Source organism: Paenirhodobacter enshiensis (assembly GCF_000740785.1).
In the GTDB taxonomy this organism is placed as follows: domain Bacteria; phylum Pseudomonadota; class Alphaproteobacteria; order Rhodobacterales; family Rhodobacteraceae; genus Rhodobacter; species Rhodobacter enshiensis.
Window position 1 is genome coordinate 180,418 of the sequence record NZ_JFZB01000001.1, and the last position, 22,635, is coordinate 203,052.

Genomic DNA, 22,635 nt, shown 5'->3' on the forward strand with positions numbered 1-22,635 from the left:
TGCCGCGCATGGAAACTCTTCATATCATCGGCGGCGGCATGGCCGGATCCGAGGCCGCCTGGCAGGCGGCCGAGGCCGGCGTGCCGGTCGTCCTGCACGAGATGCGGCCGACGGTCGGCACCTTCGCGCACAAGACCGGCGATTTCGCCGAGATGGTCTGCTCCAACTCGTTCCGCTCGGACGATGACGAGCGCAACGCCGTGGGGCTGCTGCATTGGGAAATGCGCGCCGCGAGCGGCATCATCATGACGACGGCCGACCGCCATCAGCTGCCTGCGGGCGGTGCGCTGGCGGTGGACCGCGACGGGTTCTCGCAGGCGGTGACGGCCGCGCTGCGCGCCCATCCGCTGATCTCCTTCGCCGAGGGCGAGATTACCGAGCTGCCGACCGACGGGCAATGGATCGTCGCCACCGGCCCGCTGACCTCGGGCGCGCTCGCGGACAGCATCCGGTCCGTGACCGGGGCCGACAGCCTCGCCTTCTTCGACGCCATCGCGCCGATCGTCTATGCCGACAGCATCGACCGCAGCATCGTCTGGGCCCAAAGCCGCTACGACAAGGGCGAGACCGAGGAAGAGCAGAAAGCCTACCTCAACTGCCCGATGACCCGCGACGACTACGAGGCGTTCATCGACGCGCTCCTCGCCGCCGACAAGGCCGAGTTCCACGAGGGCGAAACGGCGGGCTATTTCGACGGCTGCCTGCCCATCGAAGTGATGGCCGAGCGCGGCCGCGAGACCCTGCGCCACGGCCCGATGAAGCCCGTCGGGCTGACCAACGCCCACCGCCCCGAAGACAAGCCCTATGCCGTGGTGCAGCTGCGCCGCGACAACGCGCTCGGCACGCTGTTCAACATCGTCGGCTTCCAGACCAAGATGAAATACGGCGCCCAGACCGAGGTGCTGCGGCTGATCCCCGGCCTTCAGGACGCGCGCTTCGCCCGTCTGGGCGGCATCCACCGCAACACCTTCCTGAACTCGCCGACGCTGCTCGATGACCGGATGCGGCTGAAGGCGCGGCCGAATCTGCGCTTCGCCGGGCAGGTCACCGGCGTCGAGGGCTATGTCGAAAGCGCCGCGATGGGGCTTCTGGCCGGGCGCATGGCCGCGGCCGAGATCCTCGGGCGCGATCTGCCGCCCCCCGGCCCCGAGACCGCGATGGGCAGCCTCGTCAATCACATCACCGGCGGCGCCGAGGCGAAGACCTTCCAGCCGATGAACGTGAACTTCGGCCTGTTCCCCCCGATCGAGGCGAAGGGCGGACGGCGCGGCCGCAAGGACCGCTACAAGGCCTATACCGACCGGGCGAAGGAGAGCTTCACCCTCTGGCTCGACGCTCAGGGCTGAGCGCGATGACGGGTGCGGCAGGCCAACGGGCGGGGATGGTGACGCGCTTCGCCCCCTCGCCCACGGGTCCGCTGCACCTCGGCCATGCCTATGCGGCGATCCTCGCCCATGACATGGCGCGCGCCGCGGGCGGGCGGTTCCTGCTGAGAATCGAGGACATCGACCGGCAGCGCTCCAAACCGCGGTGGGAGGCGCAGCTTATCGACGATCTGCGCTGGCTGGGGCTGAGCTGGGACGGGCCGGTGCTGCGCCAGTCGGACCGGCTGCCGGAATACCGCGCGGCGCTGGCGGATCTGTGGGCACGCGGGCTGCTTTATCGCTGCAGCTGCACCCGGCGCGACATCGAGGCCGCGGTCTCGGCCCCGCAGGAAGGGGCGGAGCCCGCCCACGGCCCCGACGGTCTGATCTATCCCGGCACCTGCCGCGCGGCGGGCGCGCCCCGCCCCGGCGAGCCCCTGCCCGATGCCGTGCTGCGCCTGCGCATGGACCGCGCCGCCTGCTCCTGCGGGTTCGACGAGATCGGGCCACGCCACGCCGGCCACCACAGAATCACCCCCGAAGAGATGATCGCCACGGTGGGCGATGTGGTTCTGGCCCGGCGCGAGATGGGCACGTCCTATCATCTGTCGGTGGTCCTCGACGATGCGGCGCAGGGGGTCACCCATGTCACGCGCGGCGAGGATCTGTTCGACGCGACGCGCATCCATGTCACCTTGCAGCACCTGTTGGGCCTGCCGGTGCCGGTCTATTGCCACCACCCGCTGATCCGCGACGAGAACGGCAAGCGGCTGGCGAAGCGCGACGATGCCCGCGCGCTGTCGCTGTTTCGTGCCGAAGGCGCCAGCCCCGCCGACATCCGCCGCATGGTGGGGCTGTAAAGGTCAGTCCGCCATCGGCGCCATGATGACGGCTTCCTCGCCGTCGCGCAGCGCGGTGTAAAAGCAGCTGCGCCGGTTGGTGTGGCAGGCCGGGCCGATCTGCTCCACCTGCAGCAGCAGCGCATCGCGGTCGCAGTCGATGCGCATCTCGACCAGCGTCTGCACATGGCCCGAGGTCGCCCCCTTCGCCCAAAGCTCGCCGCGCGAGCGCGACCAGTAGGTCACCTGGCCGGTGCGCAGGGTCTCGCGCAGGCTCTCGGCGTTCATCCAGGCCATCATCAGCACTTCGCCCGTGGCGTAATCCTGGGCGATGGCCGGGATCAGGCCCTGCGCGTCATATTTCAGCGTGTCGGGATCGAAGGTCATCGGTCTTTCCTCGAAGCGGTTGCCGGCCTATCTAAGCGCCGAATGCCCCGGAGGAAAGAGATGAGCGACACCGGCCTTTACGACCTCTATTCCGAACGGATCCTCGGGCTTGCCGCGGCGATCCCGCATCTGGAGCCGCTGCCCGTTCCGGGCGCGCATGGGCAGAAGCGCGCGCCGATGTGCGGCTCGACCATCGGGGTCGATCTGGTGATCGAGGACGGCAGGATCGCCGGGTTCAGCCAGCAGGTGCGGGCCTGCGCTCTCGGTCAGGCGTCCGCGGCGATCTTCGGCGCGCAGGCGATCGGGCGCAGCCGGGCCGAGGTGCAGCGCGCCCGCGACCAGCTCGAAGCGATGCTGAAAGGCGGCCCCGTCCCCGAGGCACCGTTCGCCGATTACGCCCTGTTGCAGGCGGCACGCGACTATCCGGCGCGGCACGGCTCCATCCTGCTGGCACTCGAGGCGACGCTCGCCGCCTGGGACGCGGCCGAAGCCTGACCCCTCCCCCCGAAGGATAAAAAAACGCCGCCATCGCAAGGATGGCGGCGCAGGAGCGCTTCCGTTGGGGACAGGCAGGCCACGGGAGTGGCGTGCGAAAGCGCGAGGCAGTAACGGAACAAATCGGCGGCGGGTGTCTGACGGGATCAACCACCCGCCGCCGCGACGGCCCTGGGGGACAGCGGCCGAAGATCGGAACTCAGAAGAAGCCGGGCAGGAACATCAGCCCGACGAAGGTCACGCACAGCGACAATGCGCCGAAGGCATCGTGCAGGGCACGCGTGCCCGACGAAGGCTGACTGACGAGCAGAGCGGCGAAGCGTTTGTGCATTTCCAGGACCTCCTTCTGTTTCGTTGCCACTTTGTTCTCATGATTCTCCGAGTCTGTAAAGAACTTTCAGAGAACATTAACCGACATCCATCAGCCGGATCGCGCGGTCCTGCCCCATCAGCCACAGCAGCACCCGCGCCGCCTTGCCCCGCGGACCGTCGAGCGTGGGGTCCGTGGTCAGCAGCGCGCGGGCATCGGTCTGCGCCGTCGCCATCAGCCCGGCCTGATGTTCCAGATCGGCGATGCGGAACCGCGGCAGGCCCGATTGCGCGGTGCCGATCACATCGCCCGCACCGCGCATCGCGAGGTCTTCCTCGGCGATGCGGAAACCGTCCTCGGTCTCGCGCAGGATCGACAGGCGGCGTTCGCCGGTCTGCGACAGGGGCGCCTGGTAAAGCATCAGGCAGGTCGATTGCGCCGCCCCCCGCCCGACCCGGCCGCGCAGCTGATGAAGCTGCGCGAGACCGAAGATCTCGGCCCGCTCGATCACCATGATCGAGGCGTTGGGCACGTTCACGCCGACCTCGATCACCGTGGTGGCAACCAGAACCCGCGTCCGCCCGGCGACGAAATCGGCCATCGCAGCGTCCTTCTCCGCGGGCGGCATCTGGCCGTGGACCAGCCCCACCACGCCCTCGCCAAGCGCCGCGCGCAGCGCCAGGAACCGCTCTTCGGCCGAGGCGAGATCGACCTTCTCGCTTTCCTCGACCAGCGGGCAGACCCAGTAGCATTGCCGCCCCTCGGCCACGGCGCGTTTCAGATGCTCGACCACCTCGGCGATGCGCGCGGTCGGCATCAGCGCGGTGCGCACCGGTGTGCGGCCCGGCGGCTTCTCGTCCAGCACCGACAGATCCATGTCGCCATATTGCGCCAGCGCGAGCGAGCGCGGGATCGGCGTCGCCGTCATCACCAGCACGTCGACCGCCTGCCCCTTCTGGCCAAGCGCCATGCGCTGCGCCACGCCGAAGCGGTGCTGTTCGTCGATCACCACCAGACGCAGATCGTGAAACACCACATCGGCCTGAAACACCGCATGGGTGCCGACGAGAATGTCGAGCCGCCCCTCGGCCAGATCGGCGAGCTTGGCCGCCCGCTCCGCCCCCTTGTCGCGCCCGGTCAAGAGCGCCATCCGCGCCCCCGACAGCGCGACGAGAGGCACCAGACCGTCATAATGCTGGCGCGCGAGAATCTCGGTCGGCGCCATCATCACCGCCTGCCCGCCCGCCTCGGCCGCGGCCAGCATCGCCATCAGCGCGACCAGCGTCTTGCCGGCGCCGACATCGCCCTGCAGCAGCCGGTTCATCCGCCGCTCGGACGCCATGTCGGCGGTGATCTCGGCGACCGAGCGGGTCTGCGCCGCGGTCGGGCGGAACGGCAGCGCGGCCAGAACCTTGTTCTGCAACGCCCCGGTCGCGCGCGTCGCGCGCCCCTTCAGCCGCCGCTCGCTGCGCCGCGCGAGCGCCAGCGTCAGCTGATGGGCGAAGAACTCGTCATAGGCGAGGCGCAGCCGGGCGGGCGCGGTGGGTGCGGTCTCTGCGGCCGAGGCCGGATGATGCGCCGCCGTCAGCGCCTCGGCCCAGCCGGGCCAGCCCTCTTGTTTCATCAGCGAAGGGTCGATCCATTCGGCCAGATCCGGCGCGCGCGCGATGGCCCCCTCTGCCGCGCGTGCCATCACCTTTTGCGTCACGCCCTGCGTCAGCGGATAGACCGGCTCGAACCGCGGCAGCTCCGCCGCGCCCTCGGGCGGCAGGATGTAATCCGGGTGCACCATCTGCGCGAGGCCGTCGAAGGTCTCGACCTTGCCCGAAACCAGCCGGCGCGCCCCGATGGGGAGGATCTTCTCAAGGTAGTCGCCGCGGGCGTGGAAGAAGATCAGCGCAAGCTCCTGCCCGCGGGCATCCTCGGTCGACACCCGCGTCGGCCCGCCCTTCCGGCGCGCCGGCAGATGGCCGGTCACGGTGACCTCCAGCGTGACGACGGCGGGCGGCACGGCGTCAGATAGCGCCGCCAGCGGCCGGCGGTCGATCACCGCATGGGGCAGCGTCAGCAGCAGATCGCGCGGCCGCTCGATCCCCGCCTGCTCCAATGCCTTCGCGGTCTTCGCGCCGATGCCCGGCAGCGTCTCGAGCCCGGCGAACAGCGGGAACAGAACGTCCGGGCGGCCGCTCATGCGCCGTTGACCAGCGCGAGCCAGCCGTCCTCGTCGATCACCCTGATGCCGAGATCCGCGGCCTTGGTGGCCTTCGAACCCGCCCCAGGCCCCGCGACCAGAAGATCGGTTTTCGCCGAGACCGAGCCCGCGACCTTGGCGCCCAAGGCCTCGGCGCGCGCCTTCGCCTCGTGCCGGGTCATCTTCTCCAGTGTGCCAGTGAACACCACGGTCAGCCCCGCGATCGGACTTTCGGTGGCGTGCGGCACCGCGTCCTCGATCGTCAGCTCGGCGACGATGCGGTCGATCGAGGCGCGCTCCGCCCCCTGATGGAAGGTCGAGACGACCGAAGTCGCGAACACCTCGCCCACCCCGTCGATGCTGAGAAGGTCGGTCCAGCCCTCGCCCTCGCCGATCCGGGCCGAGGTCATCGCCGCCTCGAACGCCTGCCAGCTGACGTAATGCTGCGCCAGAAGTGCCGCGCCGCTCTCGCCGACATGGCGGATGCCAAGGGCGAAGATCAGCCGTTCCAGCGGGATGCGGCGGCGTTCCTCGATGGCCCTGAACAGGTTCTGTGCCGACTTGTCGCCCCAGCCGTCGCGGTTCTTCAGCTGCCGCAGACCGGAACCGTAACGCTCTTCGAGACGGAAGATGTCGGCCGGCTCGCGGATCCAGCCGTCGCGATAGAAGGCCTCGATCTGTTTCGCGCCCAGCCCCTCGATGTCGAAGGCGGCGCGGGAAACGAAATGCTTCAGCTTCTCGACCGCCTGCGCCGGGCAGATCAGCCCGCCGGTGCAGCGCCGCACCGAATCGCCCGGCTCGCGGATCGCGTCAGAGCCGCATTCGGGGCAGGTATGCGGGAACTCGAACGGGACCGAGGCCGCATCGCGCCGGCTCAGATCGACATCGGCGACCTTGGGGATCACGTCGCCCGCGCGATAGACCTGCACCCAGTCGCCTTCGCGCACGTCCTTGCCGCCGCGGATCTCCTCGCCGCGCGAATCGCGGCCGGCGATGTAATCCTCGTTGTGCAGCGTCGCGTTCGAGACCACGACACCGCCCACCGTCACCGGCGTCAGCCGCGCCACCGGGCTGAGCGCGCCGGTGCGGCCGACCTGGATCTCGATCTTTTCAAGCCGGGTCCAGGCAGTCTGCGCCGGGAACTTGTGCGCGAGCGCCCATCGCGGCGTCGTCGCCCGGAAGCCGAGCCGGCGTTGCAGCGCAAGGTCGTTCACCTTGTAGACCACGCCGTCGATGTCATAGCCGAGGGTGGCGCGCTGCTCCTCGATCCGGCGATATTGCGCCAGCATCTCGGCCGGGCCGTCACACAGCACGGTCAGCGGGTTGACCTTGAACCCGAAGGCGCGGAACCGCTCCATCACGCCGAACTGTGTATCGGCCAAGGGTTCCGAGAGCGCGCCCCAGGCATAGGCGAAATAGCGCAGCACCCGCCGCGCGGTCACCTTCGGGTCGAGCTGGCGCAGCGAACCGGCGGCGGCGTTGCGCGGATTGGCGAAGGGCTTCTCGCCGCGTTCGGCCTGACGCGCGTTCAGCGCCTCGAAATCGCTGTGCGCCATGTAGACCTCGCCGCGGACTTCGAGGATGGCGGGCGCCCCCTCGATCCGCTGCGGGATTTCGGCGATGGTGCGGGCGTTTTCGGTGACGTTCTCGCCGACCTCGCCATCGCCGCGGGTCGCGGCCTGCACCAGAATGCCGTTCTCGTAACGCAGCGACAGCGACAGGCCGTCGATCTTCGGTTCCGCCGTGAAGGGCAGCGGCGCGGTGGCACTGAGGCCCAGATAGCTGCGCACCCGGGTATCGAAATCCAGAATGTCGTCTTCCGAGAAGCCGTTCTCGAGGCTCATCATCCGGACTTCGTGGACGACCTTGCCGAAGCCCTCGGCCAGCGCACCGCCGACCTTCTGCGTCGGGCTGTCGGGACGGGCAAGATCGGGGAAACGCGCCTCGATCGCAGCAAGGCGACGCTTTTTGGCATCGTATTCCGCATCCGAAATCTCGGGCGCGTCGAGGGTGTGGTAGGCGGTGTTCGCCGCGACCAGAACGGCGGTAAGGCGGGGCACCTCGGCCGCAGCATCGTCATGGCTCAGCTGTGCGACAGCGGCGGCAACCCTGCCGTTCTCGTCCGGCTCCACGGGATCGGCGTCCGCAACGGTCGCATCCGCTGGAAACGAATCGTCCTGCCTCAGGACCGGCTGCACGGCATCGCTCTCGGGCAAGAGCGCCCGGGACGCAGGCCCCTTCGCCGCAGCCTGCCCCTCGGAATCCCTGCCTGCAGCGCCCACGCCACGGCTCTCCCGCGAAGCGGACTGCCGGCTATCGTCACCCGGTACGGACATGATGCACCCCCTCAGGCTGGCCCCTCAAACTGGCCAAAGGAATAGGGGGAGGGGCCGCGGCCGTCCAGCCCTGCCATGCCCCGTGCACAACCTCACAACACCCCCCGCATGAAGGCTGTCACCGACATATATCATTATGTATCAATGTGATACCGAGCCATTTCGTCCATCGCGGAGAAGACCAGGCGCCCCGAAGATCCATCCTCCCTCCTGGATTGAAAGCATGGCCGCAGGCCTCTGCGGGCAAGGCCGCCTGTGCCCTTCCGCCATCCGGCCAGGCCGAAACACCGTTGCCCGGGCCGATCAGGCCGTCGCGGCGAACCGGCGGCTGGCATCGCCCTGATCGGGATCGCGCAGCACATAACCGCGGCCCCAGACCGTCTCGATGTAATTGTCGCCCTCCGTCGCCTCGGCCAGTTTCTTGCGCAGCTTGCAGATGAACACGTCGATGATCTTCAGTTCCGGCTCGTCCATGCCGCCGTAAAGATGATTGAGGAACATCTCCTTGGTCAGCGTGGTGCCCTTGCGCAAGCTCAGCAGCTCCAGCATCTGATATTCCTTGCCGGTCAGATGGATCGCGCGCGCCCCGGCCTGCACCGTCTTGGCGTCGACATTCACCGAAATCTTTCCGGTGCGGATGATCGCCTGCGAATGCCCCTTGGAGCGGCGAATGATCGCGTGAATGCGCGCGATCAGCTCATCTCGGTGGAAAGGCTTCGTCAGATAGTCATCCGCCCCGAAGCCGAATCCCTTGATCTTGTTATCGGAATCATCCGCCCCGGTGAGGATCAGGATCGGCGTGTCGATCCGTGCCAGACGCAGCTGCCGCAGCACCTCGAGACCGTTGATATCCGGAAGGTTCAGATCCAGCAGAATTAAATCGTAATCGTAAAGCTTGGCGAGGTCGATCCCCTCCTCCCCCAGATCCGTGCTGTAGACGTTCAGGTTGGCGTGGGACAACATCAGCTCGATACTGCGCGAGGTCGTCGGGTCGTCCTCGATCAAGAGAATGCGCATTGCCGTAATCTCCGAAAACTGTGCCTAACTCATTCTGAAAACTGCCACGAAGTGGTTAACACCCCGTTACTGTGACACAGATTCGTGATCCCGCAATCTAAAGTTGTCTATACTTCTGAATCGCCGTGACCTTCAGCCCCTCCGCCCCGTGAAGACGGGCCGCCTCGGTCCAAAGGTCGAACTCTTCCTCTGACAAATCATACCGTTCCAGAACCTCCGCGCGCGACGCCAGCCCGTGTTCGACCGCCAGAACCACCACCGCCTTGCGCGATGCGACCCAGCGGCGGGTGTCGGGTGCGGGCAGATCCCCCCGGGTCAGAATGCTTCCATCCGGGAGCGTAACCGCTCGCGGACCCATGACTTTCTTCAGATACATCGGCCTTACCCCATGTAATGTGCTCAAAGGATGCCGCCAGTACGTTAATCGGGGGTGAAGCGCGGGCTTGTGGATATGTCGCATTTTCTGTATTGCTGCGGACCTGCCAAAGACCATGGGCCGGAGAACGTGGGATGGACATCGACATGCCGCATGATATGCCATTGAATTCTCTCGGGTTCCCAAAGCCGCCAGAGGAAACGCGCGTCGTCGTTGCCATGTCGGGCGGGGTCGACAGTTCGGTCGTGGCCGCGATGCTGAAAGAACAGGGCTATGATGTCGTCGGCGTCACGCTGCAGCTTTACGACCATGGAGCGGCGCTGGCGAAGAAGGGCGCGTGCTGTGCCGGGCGCGACATCCACGATGCCCGCCGCGTCGCCGAGGCGATGGGCTTCCCGCATTACGTGCTCGATTATGAGAACACCTTCCGCGAAGCGGTGATCGAGGAATTCGCCGATGCCTATCTGGCCGGCGCCACCCCGGTGCCCTGCATTCGCTGCAACCAGCGGGTGAAGTTCCGTGACCTGCTGGAAACGGCGAAGGATCTCGAAGCCGATTGCATGGCGACCGGCCATTACATCCGTCGCGCAGACGGCGCGCACGGGCCCGAATTGCATTCCGCCGTCGATCCGAACCGCGACCAGAGCTATTTCCTCTTCGCCACCACGCCCGAACAGCTGTCGTTCCTGCGCTTCCCGCTCGGCGGGCTGGCGAGCAAGGCCGAGACCCGCGCGCTTGCCGCGAAATACGGTCTGCCGGTCGCCGACAAGCCCGACAGCCAGGACATCTGCTTCGTGCCGAATGGCAATTATGCCAGCGTGATCGAGAAGCTGCGTCCCGGTTCCGCAGATCCGGGCGAGATCGTCGACCTCGAGGGCAATGTCCTCGGCACCCATGACGGCGTGATCCATTACACCATCGGCCAGCGCCGCGGGCTGCGCATCGGGGGCCTCGGCGAGCCGCTCTATGTCGTCCGGCTGGAGCCCTCGACGCGCCGCGTCGTGGTCGGCCCGAAGGCCGCGCTCGCCACCCGCACGGTGCCGGTGCGCGAGATCAACTGGCTCGGGGACGAACCGCTCAGCGCACGCGCCGAATGGCCGATGCGGGTGCGGGTGCGCTCCACCCGGCCGCCGCACGAGGCGATCCTGCGCCCGATCAGCGACACCGAGGCCGAGGTCGAACTGATCCTGCCCGAGGAAGGCGTCAGCCCCGGTCAGGCCTGCGTGTTCTACGCCCCCGAGGGCAGCCGGGTTCTGGGCGGCGGCTGGATCCACGCCGGCGCCTGAAGACCGTTCCAGCGCTTGACCTTTGGCGCGGCAGCCTCAATTCAGGGGAGGCCGCCGCTGCCCGGCGACGCATGACCGAAGGGATCCCATGTCTGCCGCTCTTTCGCCCCTGACCCGGGGGGTGCTGCTCGGCTTTGCCGGCTTCCTGTCCTACACGTTCAGCGATACCAGCGTGAAACTGATCGAGGGGCGCCTGTCGCCCTACGAATCGGCCTTCATCGGCGCGGCGATCGGGCTTTTGTGCCTGCCGGCGCTGAAGCTGCCGGGCGAGCGGATGTCGGACATGCTGCGCACGGTGAACCGGCCGCTGTGGCTGATCCGATTCGTCAGCTATCCGGCCGGCGTGATCGGTTCGGTCACCGCTTTCACCCATCTGTCGATGGCCGAGGCCTTCGTGCTGATCTTCCTGATGCCGTCCTATATTACGATCATCGGGCTGGTCTGGCTGAAGGAGCGGGTCGATGCCCGGGGCTGGGCGGCGCTGGTGGTGGGGTTCCTGGGCGTGCTGATCGTGCTGCGCCCGGGCTTTCGCGAACTGTCGATCGGCCATCTGGGCGCGGTGGTGGGCGGGCTCGGCGGAGCGGTGTCGGTGCTGTCGGCGCGGGCGGTGGGGGCACGCGAAACGCGGGTCTCGATGCTCGGGGCGGGGCTTCTGGGCGGCACGGCGATCGGCGGACTGATCGCGCTGCCGTCGCTCGTCTGGCCGTCGGCGGCCGAATGGGCGATGCTGGCGGGCTATGGGCTGCTCGCGGTTCTGGGCACCTGGCTGGTGACCAAGGCCGCACTTTGTGCCCCCGGCGCCTATGTCGGCACCACGCAATACAGCCAGATGCTGTGGGCGATCGTCATTGATTACGTTCTGTTCGGCACCGGGATAGACCTGCCGATGCTGATGGGCATCGTGCTGATCGTCGGATCCGGACTGCTGACGCTGATCGGGCCGGGGCGGCGCTGAGGGACGCCCCGGCCCCTGCCCTTACGCCTCGTCGGGGCGGCGGTGGAACTCGGTATAGGCGACGTAGCCCCAGGCCCCGATCACGAACAGCATCAGCCCATACCAGGTGAGCGCATAGCTCAGATGAGCGTTGCGGAACTTCACCACGGTCTGACCGCCCTTCGGCCAGGCCTCGGGCGAGACCATCTCCTGATCGACGAAATAGGGGGCGACATCGGTCAGCCCGCGGGCGGCCGCGATGGCGCCCACGTCGCGCAGGTGCCACTTGTCCTTCGCCGGTTCGTTCGGCTGCGAGAACAGCCAACCCCGGGTTTCCGAGATCCGCAGCAGACCGGTCACGGTCTGCTCGCCCTCGGGGGCGGGGCGCGTGGCCGGCGCCTTCATCGCCTCGGGCACCAGACCGCGGTTGACGAAGACCACCGTGCCGTCATCGCGGCGCAGCGGCGTCAGCACCCAGTAACCCGGGCCCCAGTCGGTCGGCGTGTAGACCTGCGCCTCGTCACCGTTCAGGAAGGTGCCGCGCAGCGTCACCCGCATGTATTCGTAATCGGCGGCGTTGATCTTCGGCCAGTCGGCCGGGCCCGGCGCCGGCACCGGATCGGCATGGACCCGGCTGTCGACCCGCGCGATCAGATCGAGCTTCCAGTGCAGCCGGTGCACCTGCCATGTGCCGAGGCTGCCGAACCCTACCGCGCCGATCAGCGCAAGAAGCGTCACAAGGATCAGCCGAGGCCAGCGCGGCTTCAGATAGGTCATCGTCTTCTCCGTTCCTGCGCCCGTCGGGCGGGCGGTCATGCAAACGGGGCCGGAAGACCGGCCCCGTGCGTCATCTTATCGCGAAACCTCAGTTCGAGGCAGGCTGCGTCGTCGTGGTCATCCCCGGCATCGAAGAATGATCCATCCCCGGCATGGTCGAGTGATCCATCGCCGGAGCGGCAGGCGCCTCGGCCGGAGCGGCCGGCATGGCCGAATGGTCCATCCCCGGCATCGCCGAGTGATCCATCGCCGGAGCGGCGGGCGCTTCGGCCGGGGCCACCGGCATCGCCGAATGATCCATCTCCGGCATCATGTTCACGTTCATGTTGTGCATGACCCAGAGCGAGCCCACGATGATGATCGCAAGGATAATCACCGACAGCAGCGTTCCGGCGACGGTCCAGCCCTGCTCGGCGTGACGGTTGACGTGCAGGAAATAGACCAGGTGAACCACGATCTGCACCGCCGCCAGCACCATGACGATGCCGATCAGCAGGGTGCGGTTCATCTCGACTTCCGACATGACCAGCGCGAAGGGAATGATGGTCAGGATCGCCGCGAGGACGAAACCGGTCATCAGCTGGCCCATCGAGCCATGCGTGTTGTTTTCGTGATGTTCGGCCATCAGACGAGCCTCACCAGATAGACGAAGGAGAACACCCCGATCCAGATCAGGTCGAGGAAGTGCCAGAACACGGAGAGCGCGTTCAGGCGGCGCATGTTGGCCTCGCAGAAACCGCGCTGACCGAGCTGGATCATCAGCGTGATCAGCCAGATGCAGCCCACCGTCACGTGCAGACCGTGCGTGCCCACCAGCAGGAAGAACGCCGACAGGAAGCCCGAACGCGTCGGACCGGCGCCGATGTGGATCAGGTGGCGGAACTCGTAAAGCTCCATCGCGACGAAGCCGACGGCCAGCAGCCCCGACAGGACGAGCCACAGGATGGTGCCCTTCATGTCCGACTTCACCGCGCGCAGCATCGCCATGCCGAAGGTCACCGACGACAGCAGCAGCAGCGCGGTTTCGATGGCGACGAAGCCCGGCTCGAACAGATCCTTCGGCGACGGCCCCCCGGCGTAGTTGTAGCCGAGAACCGCGTAAGTCGCGAACAGCGTGCCGAAGATAAGGCAGTCGCTCATCAGGTAGATCCAGAAGCCGAGCGGCGTCGGGCTCTCGTGATGGGCGTGGTCATCCCCATGGGCGGGGGCGACAGCCGCCCCCCCCTGGGTCATCTGGGTCGTGCTCATACGGCAGCTCCCTTGGCTTCCGTCTCTGCCACTTCCTTCGCCGGGATGTAGTAGTCACGGTTGTAGTTGAAGGTATTCCCGATGGCGATCGCCAGGATCGCGACGAAGGACACGATGGCGAGCCACCAGATGTACCAGATCATCGCGAAACCGAAGACCGTCGCGGCAGCCGCGATCAGCACGCCGGCCGTGGTCGACTTCGGCATGTGGATGTCATGGTAGTGACCCGACCACTTGAAGCCTTCCTGCTTCATCCGCCAGAACTCGTCGAGACCGCGGACATGGATCGTTTCCGGGAAGTTGTAGGGCGCGGGCGGCGAGGACATCGCCCATTCCAGCGTCCGCGCATTCCACGGATCCGGGCCGCAGGCCAGTTCCTTGCGGTGCAGGATCGACACGAACATGCCCCAGAAGGTGCAGGCGATGCCGAGCGCGATCAGCACGGCGCCGAAGGCGGCGACGATGAAGTAGATCTGCCAGCCGGTATCCATGTAGCTGTTCATGCGCCGCGTCACGCCCATCAGGCCAAGCGCGTAGAGCGGCATGAAGGCGAAGTAGAAGCCGGTGAACCACAGCCAGAACGACCGGCGCCCCCATTTGTCCATCAGCTTGAAGCCGAAGGCCTTGGGCCACCAGAAGTAGACCGCCGCATAGGTGCCGAACACGACGCCGCCGATGATCACGTTGTGGAAGTGCGCGATCAGGAACAGCGTGTTGTGCAGCTGGAAGTCGACCGGCGGGATCGCCAGCATGACGCCGGTCATGCCGCCGATGGTGAAGGTGATGATGAAGCCGATCGTCCACAGCATCGGAACTTCGAACCGGATGTTGCCCTTGTACATGGTGAACAGCCAGTTGAAGATCTTCACGCCCGTCGGAACGGCGATGATCATCGTCGCGATGCCGAAGAAGGTGTTGACGTTCGCGCCCGACCCCATGGTGAAGAAGTGGTGCAGCCACACCACGAAGGACAGCACCATGATCGAGATCGTCGCCCAGACCATGGTCTTGTAGCCGAACAGCGGCTTGCCCGAGAAGGTCGAGGTGATTTCCGAGAACACGCCGAACATCGGCAGGATCAGGATGTAGACCTCCGGGTGACCCCAGACCCAGATCAGGTTGATGTACATCATCGCATTGCCACCGAGATCGTTGGTGAAGAAATGCGTGCCGATGTAGCGGTCAAGCGTCAGCATGGTCAGCGTGGCGGTCAGCACCGGGAAAGCGGCGACGATCAGCACGTTGGCGCACAGCGCGGTCCAGGTGAAGACCGGCATCTGGAACATGCCCATGCCGGGCGCGCGCATCTTCAGGATCGTGGTGACCATGTTGATGCCCGACAATGTCGTGCCGATACCCGCGAGGTTCAGCGACCACAGGTAGTAGTCGACACCCGGCCCGTAGGAGAACTGGTTCTCCGACAGCGGCGGGAAGGCCAGCCAGCCGACGCGACCGAACTCGCCCACGAACAGCGACAGGTTGACCAGGATCGCGCCGCAGACCGTCATCCAGAACGAGAAGTTGTTCAGGAACGGGAAGGCCACGTCGCGCGCGCCGATCTGCGCCGGCATCACGAAGTTCATGATGCCGGTGATGAAGGCCATCGCGACGAAGAAGATCATGATGACGCCATGTGCCGTGAACACCTGGTCGAAGTGATGCGGCGGCAGATAGCCCGCCGCTCCGCCCGCGGCCATCGCCTGCTGGGCACGCATCATGATCGCGTCGGCGAAGCCGCGCACGAACATCACGAAGGCCAGCACCATATACATGATGCCGATCTTCTTGTGGTCGATCGAGATCACCCAGTCGTTCCACAGCGGCGCCCAGAGGCGATACTTGGTCATCAGCGCGACCACGATCAGGCCGGCGACGACCACGCCCGCGAAGGTCGCGACGAGGATCGGCTCGTGATAGGGAATCCAGTCCCAGGTCAGCCGCCCGAAGAGCGGAGACCATCCGTCCAGATAGGGGTTGATTTGCTCATTCGCCATGAGTCTGACCTTCCTCTTCGCCGGCGGCACCGTGACCGCCGCTCAGCAGATGCGCGAGCGGAGCCGGCGGCGTCGGCAGCGCGTTGCCGAACCCGTCGACGCCACGGGCGTCATCGTATTCCAGTTTGCTCTTGTCCTTGATGCCATCAAGGCCGCCGCCGCCCATGCGGTCCTGCATCATGGTCTCGGCCATGCAGGTCTTGCCGGGCTCGACGCACATGTTGACGATGCGGTTGAACAGATCGGGCTCGACCGAGGCATAATAGCCGACCGGATCGCGCATCGAGGGCTTCTCGAGGCTCATGTAGCTTTCGGTGTCCAGCGCCTTGCCCGAGGCCTTCGCCTTGGCGATCCAGGCGTCGAAGCCCGCGTCGTCGGTGGCGATGGTGTCAAAGGTCATGCCGGTGAAGCCCGGACCGTTGTAATGCGCCGCACGGCCCGGATAGGTGCCCTGATGATCGGCGACGATGTGCAGCTTGGTCTGCATCCCGGTCATGGTGTAGATCATCCCGCTCAGCGAGGGCACCACGAAGGTCGACATCACCGTCGAGGAGGTCAGCTTCATGTTGATCGGGCGGTTCGCCGGGATCACCATCTCGTTGACCGAGGCCACGCCGTATTCCGGATAGATGAACAGCCACTTCCAGTCGAGCGAGACTGCCTCGACCTCGACCGGCTTGCCCTGCGCGACTTCGGCGGGCAGCGGGCGGTAGGGATCGAGCTTGTGGGTATATTCGTAAACGAACCAGCCGAGCGCGACGATGATCGCGATCGGAACACCCCAGACGACGAGCTCGATCTTGGTCGAATGCTCGAAATTCGGATCGTAATCCGACTTGTCCTGACGGCTCGCGCGGTATTTCCACGGAAAATAGACCGCCATGATGAGCACCGGCACGATGACGATGCACATGATCAGGGTGGAGATGACGAACAGGTCGCGCTCCTGCGCGGCGACCCATCCTTTCGGGACCAGGACGTCGTACTGACATCCCGCCAGAAGCGCTGCCACGGGCAGCATCAAAAGGAGTTTAGGCAGTTTCAGCAAATCGGGCCTCTTGCGGCATAGACAACCCGGACGGAACAAGCCGTCCGCGATGCGATCGGAAGGATCCGCCGGCGGCACATGGCGACCGGGGTAGACCTGGGGCTGCGCATAGGGGGCAGCGCGACACAATGGCACGTGACATCATGTCGCACCCCCTTGTTTCGGATCGCCCTCGACACGGCGGACCTCCCTTCCCCGACGATGCGCCTGAGCGCACATACCAACGACCCGCACGCCTCGCGCGCACGGGCCGGGCGTGCGCAGGGGCATCGCACGACGTCGTAACTTATATCCGACCTTCACCAAAACGCGAGGGGCAAGTTATCGCCAGACCTGCCGGACCGGCATGAAAAAAGCCTTTCCGCATCGGGCGAAAAGGCTTAAATTATTGGTATCGTTGAATTTACCGGAGAACTCGCCGCCGAGCTTTCCGCGAGGTCACCTTCTCCTCACAGCCTCGCGGACAGAACCCGCGTGCCGGTTTGCCCCGCGACTCGCTGTCACACCCCGTCGCCGACGAAAGCCTTCTCGACCACATATTCGCGCGGCTCGGAATTCGCGCCTTCGCGCAGCCCGAAACTTTCCAGAACCTCCATGACGTCCTTGTTGAACGCCAGCGATCCGCACACCATGGCGCGGTCCGTCCCGGGCGACATCGGCGTCAGGCCGAGGTCCTCGAACACCTTGCCCGAGCGAAGATTCTCGGTGATGCGGCCGGTGTGATGGAACGGCTCGCGCGTGGCGGTCGGATAGTATTTCAGCTTGTCGCCGACCATCTCGCCGATCAGCGGATCGTCCTTCAGGCTCTCGACCAGCTCGCGGCCGTATTCCAGTTCGGCGACGGTGCGGCAGGTGTGCATCATCACCACCTCGTCGAACTTCTCGTAGGTCTCGGGCTCGCGCATCAGCGAGGCGAAGGGCGCGATGCCCGTCCCCGTCGCGAGGAACCACACCCGCTTGCCCGGCAACAGCGCATCATGCACCAGCGTGCCCACGGGCTTCGGACGCAGGATGATCTCGTCGCCCGGCTGGATGTGCTGCAGCTTCGAGGTCAGCGGGCCGTCCGGAACCTTGATCGAATAGAACTCCAGCTCCTCGTCCCAGGCCGGCGAGGCGATCGAATAGGCGCGCAGCAGCGGTTTGCCGTTGTCGCCCATCAGCCCGATCATCACGAACTGGCCGGATTTGAACCGCAGGCTCTGCGGCCGGCTCACGCGGAACGAGAACAGCGCGTCGGTCCAGTGCCGGACCGCGGTCACGGTCTGGGCATCGGGAAGCGTCTTGACGGGCGGAACGGTCGCAGCGGAAATATCGGTCACGGGATCATCTCATGAATTCGGCCCCCGGAACAGTCGGAGGGGGCGGTTTGCCGGCGGTTCCGGCCGGGCCAAGGCATACGCTGAAACAGCCCGGCGGGGAACCGGAAATCAGCCCTGCAGCCGGGCGCGGTAGCTGCCTTCGCGCCAGTCGGCGCGGAACAGCCACTGGTCCTCGGGCTGGCGGGCGGCCAGATCGTCGGGGATCTCGACCTCGTCGAAACCCGACCGCCGAGCCATCGCATATTGATCGGCGAGCACCGGGCCCGCCGCACGCAGCCGGCCGGTGAAGCCCGCATCGCGCAGCCGGCGGCCGAGCGTGAAGCCCCGTCCGTCGGCGAAGGACGGGAAGGCCACGCGCAGCATCCCCCCCTGCCCCGCCGCGGCCAGCCCGGCAACTGCCGCGATGGCGGTGTCGGCCGGAACCTCGGTGATCTCGCCCACCCAGTCCTCGGCATGGAAGCCGTCGTCGCGCACGATCACGCTCATTTCGTCGTCTCCTTCTGGCCGCCGGCACGCACCGCCTTGCCGCCGATGAAATGAATGCCGCATTCGGTCTTCGCCTGACCGCGCCAGCGCCCCGAGCGCGGATCCTCGCCCGGCTTCACCGGCGAGGTGCAGGGCGCGCAGCCGATCGAGGGATAGCCCCTCGCCACCAGCGGATGGCGCGGCAGCCGGTTCTGGATCATGTATTCCTCGACATCCTCGCGCCCCCACCAGGCGAGAGGGTTGATCTTCATCCGGGTGGGCGTCTCGACCTCGAAGAAATCGAGCTGCGCGCGCGTGCCCGCCTGAAACCGCTTGCGCCCGGTGATCCAGCCGTCATAGCCCGCAAGCGCGTTCTCCAGCGGCACGATCTTGCGCAGCTGGCAGCAGGCATCGGTGTTGAACTGATGCAGCGTGCCGTCGGGATCGTCGAGCGCGAGCGCCGCATCCGCCGCGCGGATCGTCTGCACATTGGTCAGACCGAGCCGGAGCGAGACCTCGCGCTGATAGTCGAGCGTCTCCTGAAACAGCATCATCGTGTCGATGAACAGCACGGGCGTTCCCGGCGCGACCAGCGACACCATATGCAGCAACACCACCGATTCCGCCCCGAAGGACGACACCAGCGCCACATTGCCCGCTTCCGGATCGCTCAGCGCCTTCTCCACCACCGAGATCGCCGAGTGATGCCGGTAGCGCGCATTGAGCGAGGCCACCCGCGTCGCGATATCGGACAAGGGGGCCGGAGCGGGCTGCGGCTCGGGCACCAGATCAGGCTGCATCGCGGGATACGCCATAGAGAGCCTCCTTGAACGGGGCCGCGCCGAGACGGCGGAAGGTGTCGATGAACGCCTCGTCCGCACCGGCGCGCAGATCGAGGTAAGCGCGCAGGATGCGCTCGATCGCCGGAACCACCTCGTCATAGGCGAAGCCCGGTCCGGTCTTGTCACCGATCGCGGCCGCGGGGCCCTCGTCGCCGCCAAGGGTGATCTGGTAGTTCTCCACCCCCGCCCGGTCGAGCCCGAGAATCCCGATATGCCCGATGTGGTGATGACCGCAGGCGTTGATGCAGCCCGAGATCTTGATCTGCATCTTGCCGACCTCATCCTCGAGGCCGATCTCCTTGAAATGCGTGGCGATTTCCTCGGCCACGGGGATCGAACGCGCTGTCGCGAGCGCACAGTAATCCATGCCCGGGCAAGCGATGATGTCCGACACCAGCCCGATGTTCGGCGTGGCGAGCCCGGCGCGCAGCAGCTCGGCGAACAGCGCCGGCAGATCGGCCTTGGCGACATGCGGCAGAACGATGTTCTGCTCGTGGCTGACGCGCAATTCGCCATAGGCATAGCGTTCGGCCAGATCGGCGAGGATGCGCATCTGTGCCGAACTTGCATCGCCCGGCGTCTTTCCGTGTTCCTTCAGCGAGACGGTGACGATGGCGTGGTTCTCGACCCGGTGCGCGGTCAGGTTGCGCGCGCTCCAGCGCCGGAACAGCGGATCGACCGCCTTCGCCGCCTCGAAGGCGTCGACCGGATCGTTTTTGAATGCCGGCGGGGCGAACTCGGCCTCGATCTCCTTCAGGATCTGCTGATCGACGCCGGTGAATTCGGCGCGGGTGCGCACGAACTCGGCCTCGACCTGCTCGCGGAAGGCGTCGATGCCGTTCTCGAACACGGTGATCTTGATGCGCGCCTTGTATTTGTTGTCGCGCCGCCCCATCAGGTTGTAAGTCGACACGATCGCCTCGAAATAGGGCAGCAGATCGGCCTCGGGCAGGAAGTCGCGCAGAAGCTGGCCGATCATCGGCGTCCGGCCGAGGCCGCCGCCCACATAGACCCGCACGCCGCGCTGGCCGCCCTTCTCGACGACCTGCAACCCGACGTCATGCACCCGGATCGCGGCACGGTCGGCCGGCGAGCCGGTGATCGCGAACTTGAACTTGCGCGGCAGGAACTGGAATTCCGGGTGATCGGTCGACCACTGGCGGATCAGCTCGGCGATCGGACGGGGATCGGCGACCTCATCGGCGGCGGCGCCCGCGAAAGCGTCGGTGGTCACGTTGCGGATCGTGTTCCCCGAGGTCTGGATCGCGTGCATCTCGACATCGGCGAGCGCGTCGATGATGTCCGGAATATCGACCAGCTTCGGCCAGTTGAACTGGATGTTCTGGCGCGTGGTGAAATGGCCATACCCCTTGTCCCAGGTGTCGGCGATCATCGCCAGCTGCCGCATCTGCGGCGCCGAGATCGTGCCATAGGGAATGGCGATGCGCAGCATGTAGGCATGAAGCTGCAGATAGACGCCGTTCATCAGCCGCAGCGGACGGAATTCGTCCTCGGTCAGCGAACCGTCGAGCCGGCGTTCGACCTGTGCGCGGAACTGACGCGCGCGTTCGCGCACGAAGGCGGTGTCGAAGTCGGAATACTTATACATGCGCCTGCTCCTGCTTGCCGAACGGCACGTTCGAGGGGCCGCGGGTGCGGAACACCTCGCGGAAATGGACGGGCTCGGGCCCGTTCGGGCCGGGGCGCGCATCGGCGAGATAGGCGCCCACCACCAAGTTCGACTGCCCCATCGCCGACAAGAGACGCAGCTCCGCATCGGCCTCGTCAGTCAGAAGCTCCGCCTCGTGATGCCAGCGTGTCCAGGACCCGTCGGCGCACATGTAGACGACATCGCCCAGACGCAGATCGTTGGCGGTGACGACTTTCGGTGTGAACCCGCGGGCCATGGATAGTCTCCGATACGGCTTGTTTCTGGCTGCAATATAGGAAATTCTTCCCCACAAGCGCCATTCCCCCTTGCCAATAAGGACAGGCGTCCCTTATCGTGCCGGCACAAGTCCGGATTTCCTGTTCCGTGGAGAAAACACGAATGTCTGTCCGCCTCGACGATCTCGACCGGAAAATCCTCGTCCAGATCCAGGAAGACGCGTCCCAGTCGCTCGACGAGATCGCGCGCAAGGTCGGCTCCTCGAAGACGCCGGTGTGGAATCGTATCCGCCGGATGCGCGAACAGGGCGTGATCGGTCGCCAGACTGCGATCCTCGACCCCGAGGCGCTCGGCCTCGAGGCGTGTTTCTTCGTGCTGATCCGCACCGCCGAGCACGAAGCCGACTGGCAGAAGAAGTTCCTCGCCGCGATCCGCTCGCGCCCGGAGGTGCTGGAAGCGCACCGGCTGGCGGGCGACATCGACTATATCCTGAAGGTGCGAGTGGCGAATGCACGCGCCTACGACCAGTTCTATCAGGCGCTGATCTCCGAGGTGAAAATCTACAACGTCACCGCGCTGCTCTCGATGGAAGAGATCAAGTCGACCACGCTGTTGCCGGTCCAGGGCTGACATCCCGGCGTTTCCGGCCGGAAGGGCTGACGATTCCGGTTGAAACCCAAGCCCCGGCTGCCTATTTTGCGCGCCATTCTAGTTGGCCGAAGAAGGAACAAAGCCATAGCCCGCAGACCGCACAACGCCCCGCCGCAACGTGACACCGGACCCCGGATCAACGAGCGCATCCGCGCCCCGGAAATCCGTTTGATCGGGGCGGATGGCGAGAATGTCGGCGTCGTCACCCCCGCCCGGGCGATGGCGATGGCCGAAGAGGCCGGGCTCGACCTCGTCGAGATTTCGCCCAACGCCGAACCCCCGGTTTGCAAGATCATGGACTTCGGCAAGTTCAAGTATGAACAGCAAAAGCGCGAAGCCGAAGCCCGCAAGAAACAGAAGGTCATCGAAATCAAGGAAATCAAGTTCCGTCCGGGAACCGATACCAACGATTACGATGTCAAGATGCGGGCGGTGCAGAAGTTCCTCGGCGAAGGCAACAAGGTGAAGATCACCCTGCGCTTCCGCGGACGTGAAATGGCGCACCAGCAGCTCGGCATCGAGTTGCTGAACCGCGTGGCAACCGACGCAACCGAACTCGGCAAGGTCGAGAGCATGCCCAAGCTCGAAGGCCGCCAGATGGTGATGATGATCGGCCCGAAGTAAGGCCGTTCTGCCGGAACGCCTCTGTGCAGGAATTTTCCACAGCGCCCTCCTGATCGTTCAGGGGGGCGCTGTGTGTTTTTCGTCCCCTGCGGGATGGTTGCCGTTCCACGCATGACGAGTGCTTCGCCGATCCCGTAAGCGCAGCAGCATTGCGGCAAACCGGCCCGCACACCCGGCGAAGACCAGAAACTCGGCCAGATGCCCGACCGACTGTCCCCGATGAACGGTCAGGTAAATCGACGCC

General features: G+C 66.0%; 23 protein-coding genes. 7 read left to right on the forward strand and 16 right to left on the reverse strand.

The window, feature by feature from the left end; all coding sequences use genetic code 11:
- The first annotated feature begins 8 nt into the window (after nucleotides 1-8).
- Nucleotides 9-1,346 carry a methylenetetrahydrofolate--tRNA-(uracil(54)-C(5))-methyltransferase (FADH(2)-oxidizing) TrmFO gene (gene trmFO / locus CG50_RS00780; protein WP_036634029.1) on the forward strand — a complete coding sequence of 446 codons (1,338 nt, stop codon included), beginning with the start codon at nucleotides 9-11 and terminating at the stop codon, nucleotides 1,344-1,346.
- A 35-nt stretch (nucleotides 1,347-1,381) separates the two neighbouring features.
- On the forward strand, nucleotides 1,382-2,224 hold the full coding sequence (gene gluQRS, locus CG50_RS00785; RefSeq protein WP_036634031.1) for a tRNA glutamyl-Q(34) synthetase GluQRS: 843 nt from the start codon (nucleotides 1,382-1,384) through the stop codon (nucleotides 2,222-2,224).
- Nucleotides 2,225-2,227: 3 nt separating this feature from the next.
- Here gluQRS and hisI read toward each other — a convergent pair whose 3' ends face one another.
- Nucleotides 2,228-2,590, reverse strand: a complete 363-nt coding sequence (gene hisI / locus CG50_RS00790; protein WP_036634033.1) for a phosphoribosyl-AMP cyclohydrolase — start codon at nucleotides 2,588-2,590, stop codon at nucleotides 2,228-2,230.
- Between the two features lie 60 nt (nucleotides 2,591-2,650).
- On the opposite strand from hisI, the gene CG50_RS00795 reads away from it, so the two are divergent.
- Complete coding sequence (locus tag CG50_RS00795) at nucleotides 2,651-3,085, forward strand: iron-sulfur cluster assembly scaffold protein (protein ID WP_036634034.1); 435 nt, start codon at nucleotides 2,651-2,653, stop codon at nucleotides 3,083-3,085.
- 199 nt (nucleotides 3,086-3,284) lie between these two features.
- Here CG50_RS00795 and CG50_RS17465 read toward each other — a convergent pair whose 3' ends face one another.
- The 5 genes from CG50_RS17465 to sciP form a co-directional block, all read right to left on the reverse strand.
- On the reverse strand, nucleotides 3,285-3,416 hold the full coding sequence (locus tag CG50_RS17465) for a hypothetical protein (RefSeq protein ID WP_275452227.1): 132 nt from the start codon (nucleotides 3,414-3,416) through the stop codon (nucleotides 3,285-3,287).
- 76 nt (nucleotides 3,417-3,492) lie between these two features.
- Nucleotides 3,493-5,586 (reverse strand): ATP-dependent DNA helicase RecG, encoded by a 2,094-nt coding sequence (gene recG / locus CG50_RS00800; RefSeq protein WP_036634035.1) that lies wholly within the window; start codon nucleotides 5,584-5,586, stop codon nucleotides 3,493-3,495.
- Nucleotides 5,583-7,673: an NAD-dependent DNA ligase LigA gene (ligA, locus tag CG50_RS00805; RefSeq protein WP_036634335.1), complete on the reverse strand. Its 2,091-nt coding sequence runs from the start codon at nucleotides 7,671-7,673 to the stop codon at nucleotides 5,583-5,585. Before ligA ends, recG begins: the two co-directional genes overlap by 4 nt.
- A gap of 552 nt (nucleotides 7,674-8,225) precedes the next feature.
- A complete protein-coding gene (ctrA, locus tag CG50_RS00810; protein WP_036634037.1) occupies nucleotides 8,226-8,939 on the reverse strand; it encodes a response regulator transcription factor CtrA in 714 nt (237 codons plus the stop codon).
- Between the two features lie 97 nt (nucleotides 8,940-9,036).
- Nucleotides 9,037-9,315, reverse strand: coding sequence for a CtrA inhibitor SciP (sciP, locus tag CG50_RS00815; RefSeq protein WP_036634039.1), 279 nt, complete (start codon nucleotides 9,313-9,315; stop codon nucleotides 9,037-9,039).
- A 146-nt stretch (nucleotides 9,316-9,461) separates the two neighbouring features.
- Here sciP and mnmA point away from each other — a divergent pair, with 146 nt between their 5' ends.
- Together mnmA and CG50_RS00825 are read left to right on the forward strand one after the other, a co-directional pair.
- On the forward strand, nucleotides 9,462-10,601 hold the full coding sequence (mnmA, locus tag CG50_RS00820; RefSeq protein WP_036634337.1) for a tRNA 2-thiouridine(34) synthase MnmA: 1,140 nt from the start codon (nucleotides 9,462-9,464) through the stop codon (nucleotides 10,599-10,601).
- A gap of 88 nt (nucleotides 10,602-10,689) precedes the next feature.
- A complete protein-coding gene (locus CG50_RS00825) occupies nucleotides 10,690-11,556 on the forward strand; it encodes a DMT family transporter (RefSeq protein WP_036634340.1) in 867 nt (288 codons plus the stop codon).
- Nucleotides 11,557-11,577: 21 nt separating this feature from the next.
- On the opposite strand, the gene CG50_RS00830 is transcribed toward CG50_RS00825, so the two are convergent.
- The 10 genes from CG50_RS00830 to CG50_RS00875 all read right to left on the reverse strand — a co-directional run bounded on the left by CG50_RS00830 (nucleotide 11,578) and on the right by CG50_RS00875 (nucleotide 21,135).
- Complete coding sequence (locus CG50_RS00830) at nucleotides 11,578-12,312, reverse strand: SURF1 family protein (RefSeq protein WP_036634041.1); 735 nt, start codon at nucleotides 12,310-12,312, stop codon at nucleotides 11,578-11,580.
- Nucleotides 12,313-12,400: 88 nt separating this feature from the next.
- Complete coding sequence (gene cyoD, locus CG50_RS16420) at nucleotides 12,401-12,937, reverse strand: cytochrome o ubiquinol oxidase subunit IV (RefSeq protein WP_081880218.1); 537 nt, start codon at nucleotides 12,935-12,937, stop codon at nucleotides 12,401-12,403.
- Nucleotides 12,937-13,560 (reverse strand): cytochrome o ubiquinol oxidase subunit III, encoded by a 624-nt coding sequence (gene cyoC, locus CG50_RS00840; RefSeq protein ID WP_036634043.1) that lies wholly within the window; start codon nucleotides 13,558-13,560, stop codon nucleotides 12,937-12,939. The genes cyoD and cyoC overlap by 1 nt, the downstream gene beginning before the upstream one ends.
- Nucleotides 13,557-15,554, reverse strand: coding sequence for a cytochrome o ubiquinol oxidase subunit I (cyoB, locus tag CG50_RS00845; protein ID WP_051909299.1), 1,998 nt, complete (start codon nucleotides 15,552-15,554; stop codon nucleotides 13,557-13,559). The genes cyoC and cyoB overlap by 4 nt, the downstream gene beginning before the upstream one ends.
- Nucleotides 15,544-16,602, reverse strand: coding sequence for a ubiquinol oxidase subunit II (gene cyoA, locus CG50_RS00850; RefSeq protein ID WP_245615537.1), 1,059 nt, complete (start codon nucleotides 16,600-16,602; stop codon nucleotides 15,544-15,546). The genes cyoB and cyoA overlap by 11 nt, the downstream gene beginning before the upstream one ends.
- Nucleotides 16,603-17,102: 500 nt before the next feature.
- Nucleotides 17,103-17,921, reverse strand: coding sequence for a ferredoxin--NADP reductase (locus CG50_RS00855; protein ID WP_036634045.1), 819 nt, complete (start codon nucleotides 17,919-17,921; stop codon nucleotides 17,103-17,105).
- A gap of 108 nt (nucleotides 17,922-18,029) precedes the next feature.
- Nucleotides 18,030-18,407, reverse strand: a complete 378-nt coding sequence (locus CG50_RS00860; RefSeq protein ID WP_036634047.1) for a DUF934 domain-containing protein — start codon at nucleotides 18,405-18,407, stop codon at nucleotides 18,030-18,032.
- Nucleotides 18,404-19,201 carry a phosphoadenylyl-sulfate reductase gene (locus CG50_RS00865; protein WP_245615539.1) on the reverse strand — a complete coding sequence of 266 codons (798 nt, stop codon included), beginning with the start codon at nucleotides 19,199-19,201 and terminating at the stop codon, nucleotides 18,404-18,406. Before CG50_RS00865 ends, CG50_RS00860 begins: the two co-directional genes overlap by 4 nt.
- A complete protein-coding gene (locus CG50_RS00870) occupies nucleotides 19,176-20,837 on the reverse strand; it encodes a nitrite/sulfite reductase (protein WP_036634048.1) in 1,662 nt (553 codons plus the stop codon). Before CG50_RS00870 ends, CG50_RS00865 begins: the two co-directional genes overlap by 26 nt.
- Nucleotides 20,830-21,135, reverse strand: coding sequence for a DUF2849 domain-containing protein (locus CG50_RS00875; protein WP_036634050.1), 306 nt, complete (start codon nucleotides 21,133-21,135; stop codon nucleotides 20,830-20,832). Before CG50_RS00875 ends, CG50_RS00870 begins: the two co-directional genes overlap by 8 nt.
- Before the next feature lie 143 nt (nucleotides 21,136-21,278).
- On the opposite strand from CG50_RS00875, the gene CG50_RS00880 reads away from it, so the two are divergent.
- Both CG50_RS00880 and infC read left to right on the forward strand, forming a co-directional pair.
- Nucleotides 21,279-21,746 carry an Lrp/AsnC family transcriptional regulator gene (locus tag CG50_RS00880; protein ID WP_036634052.1) on the forward strand — a complete coding sequence of 156 codons (468 nt, stop codon included), beginning with the start codon at nucleotides 21,279-21,281 and terminating at the stop codon, nucleotides 21,744-21,746.
- Between the two features lie 39 nt (nucleotides 21,747-21,785).
- Nucleotides 21,786-22,391 carry a translation initiation factor IF-3 gene (gene infC, locus CG50_RS00885; protein WP_245615540.1) on the forward strand — a complete coding sequence of 202 codons (606 nt, stop codon included), beginning with the start codon at nucleotides 21,786-21,788 and terminating at the stop codon, nucleotides 22,389-22,391.
- Nucleotides 22,392-22,635: the final 244 nt, after the last annotated feature.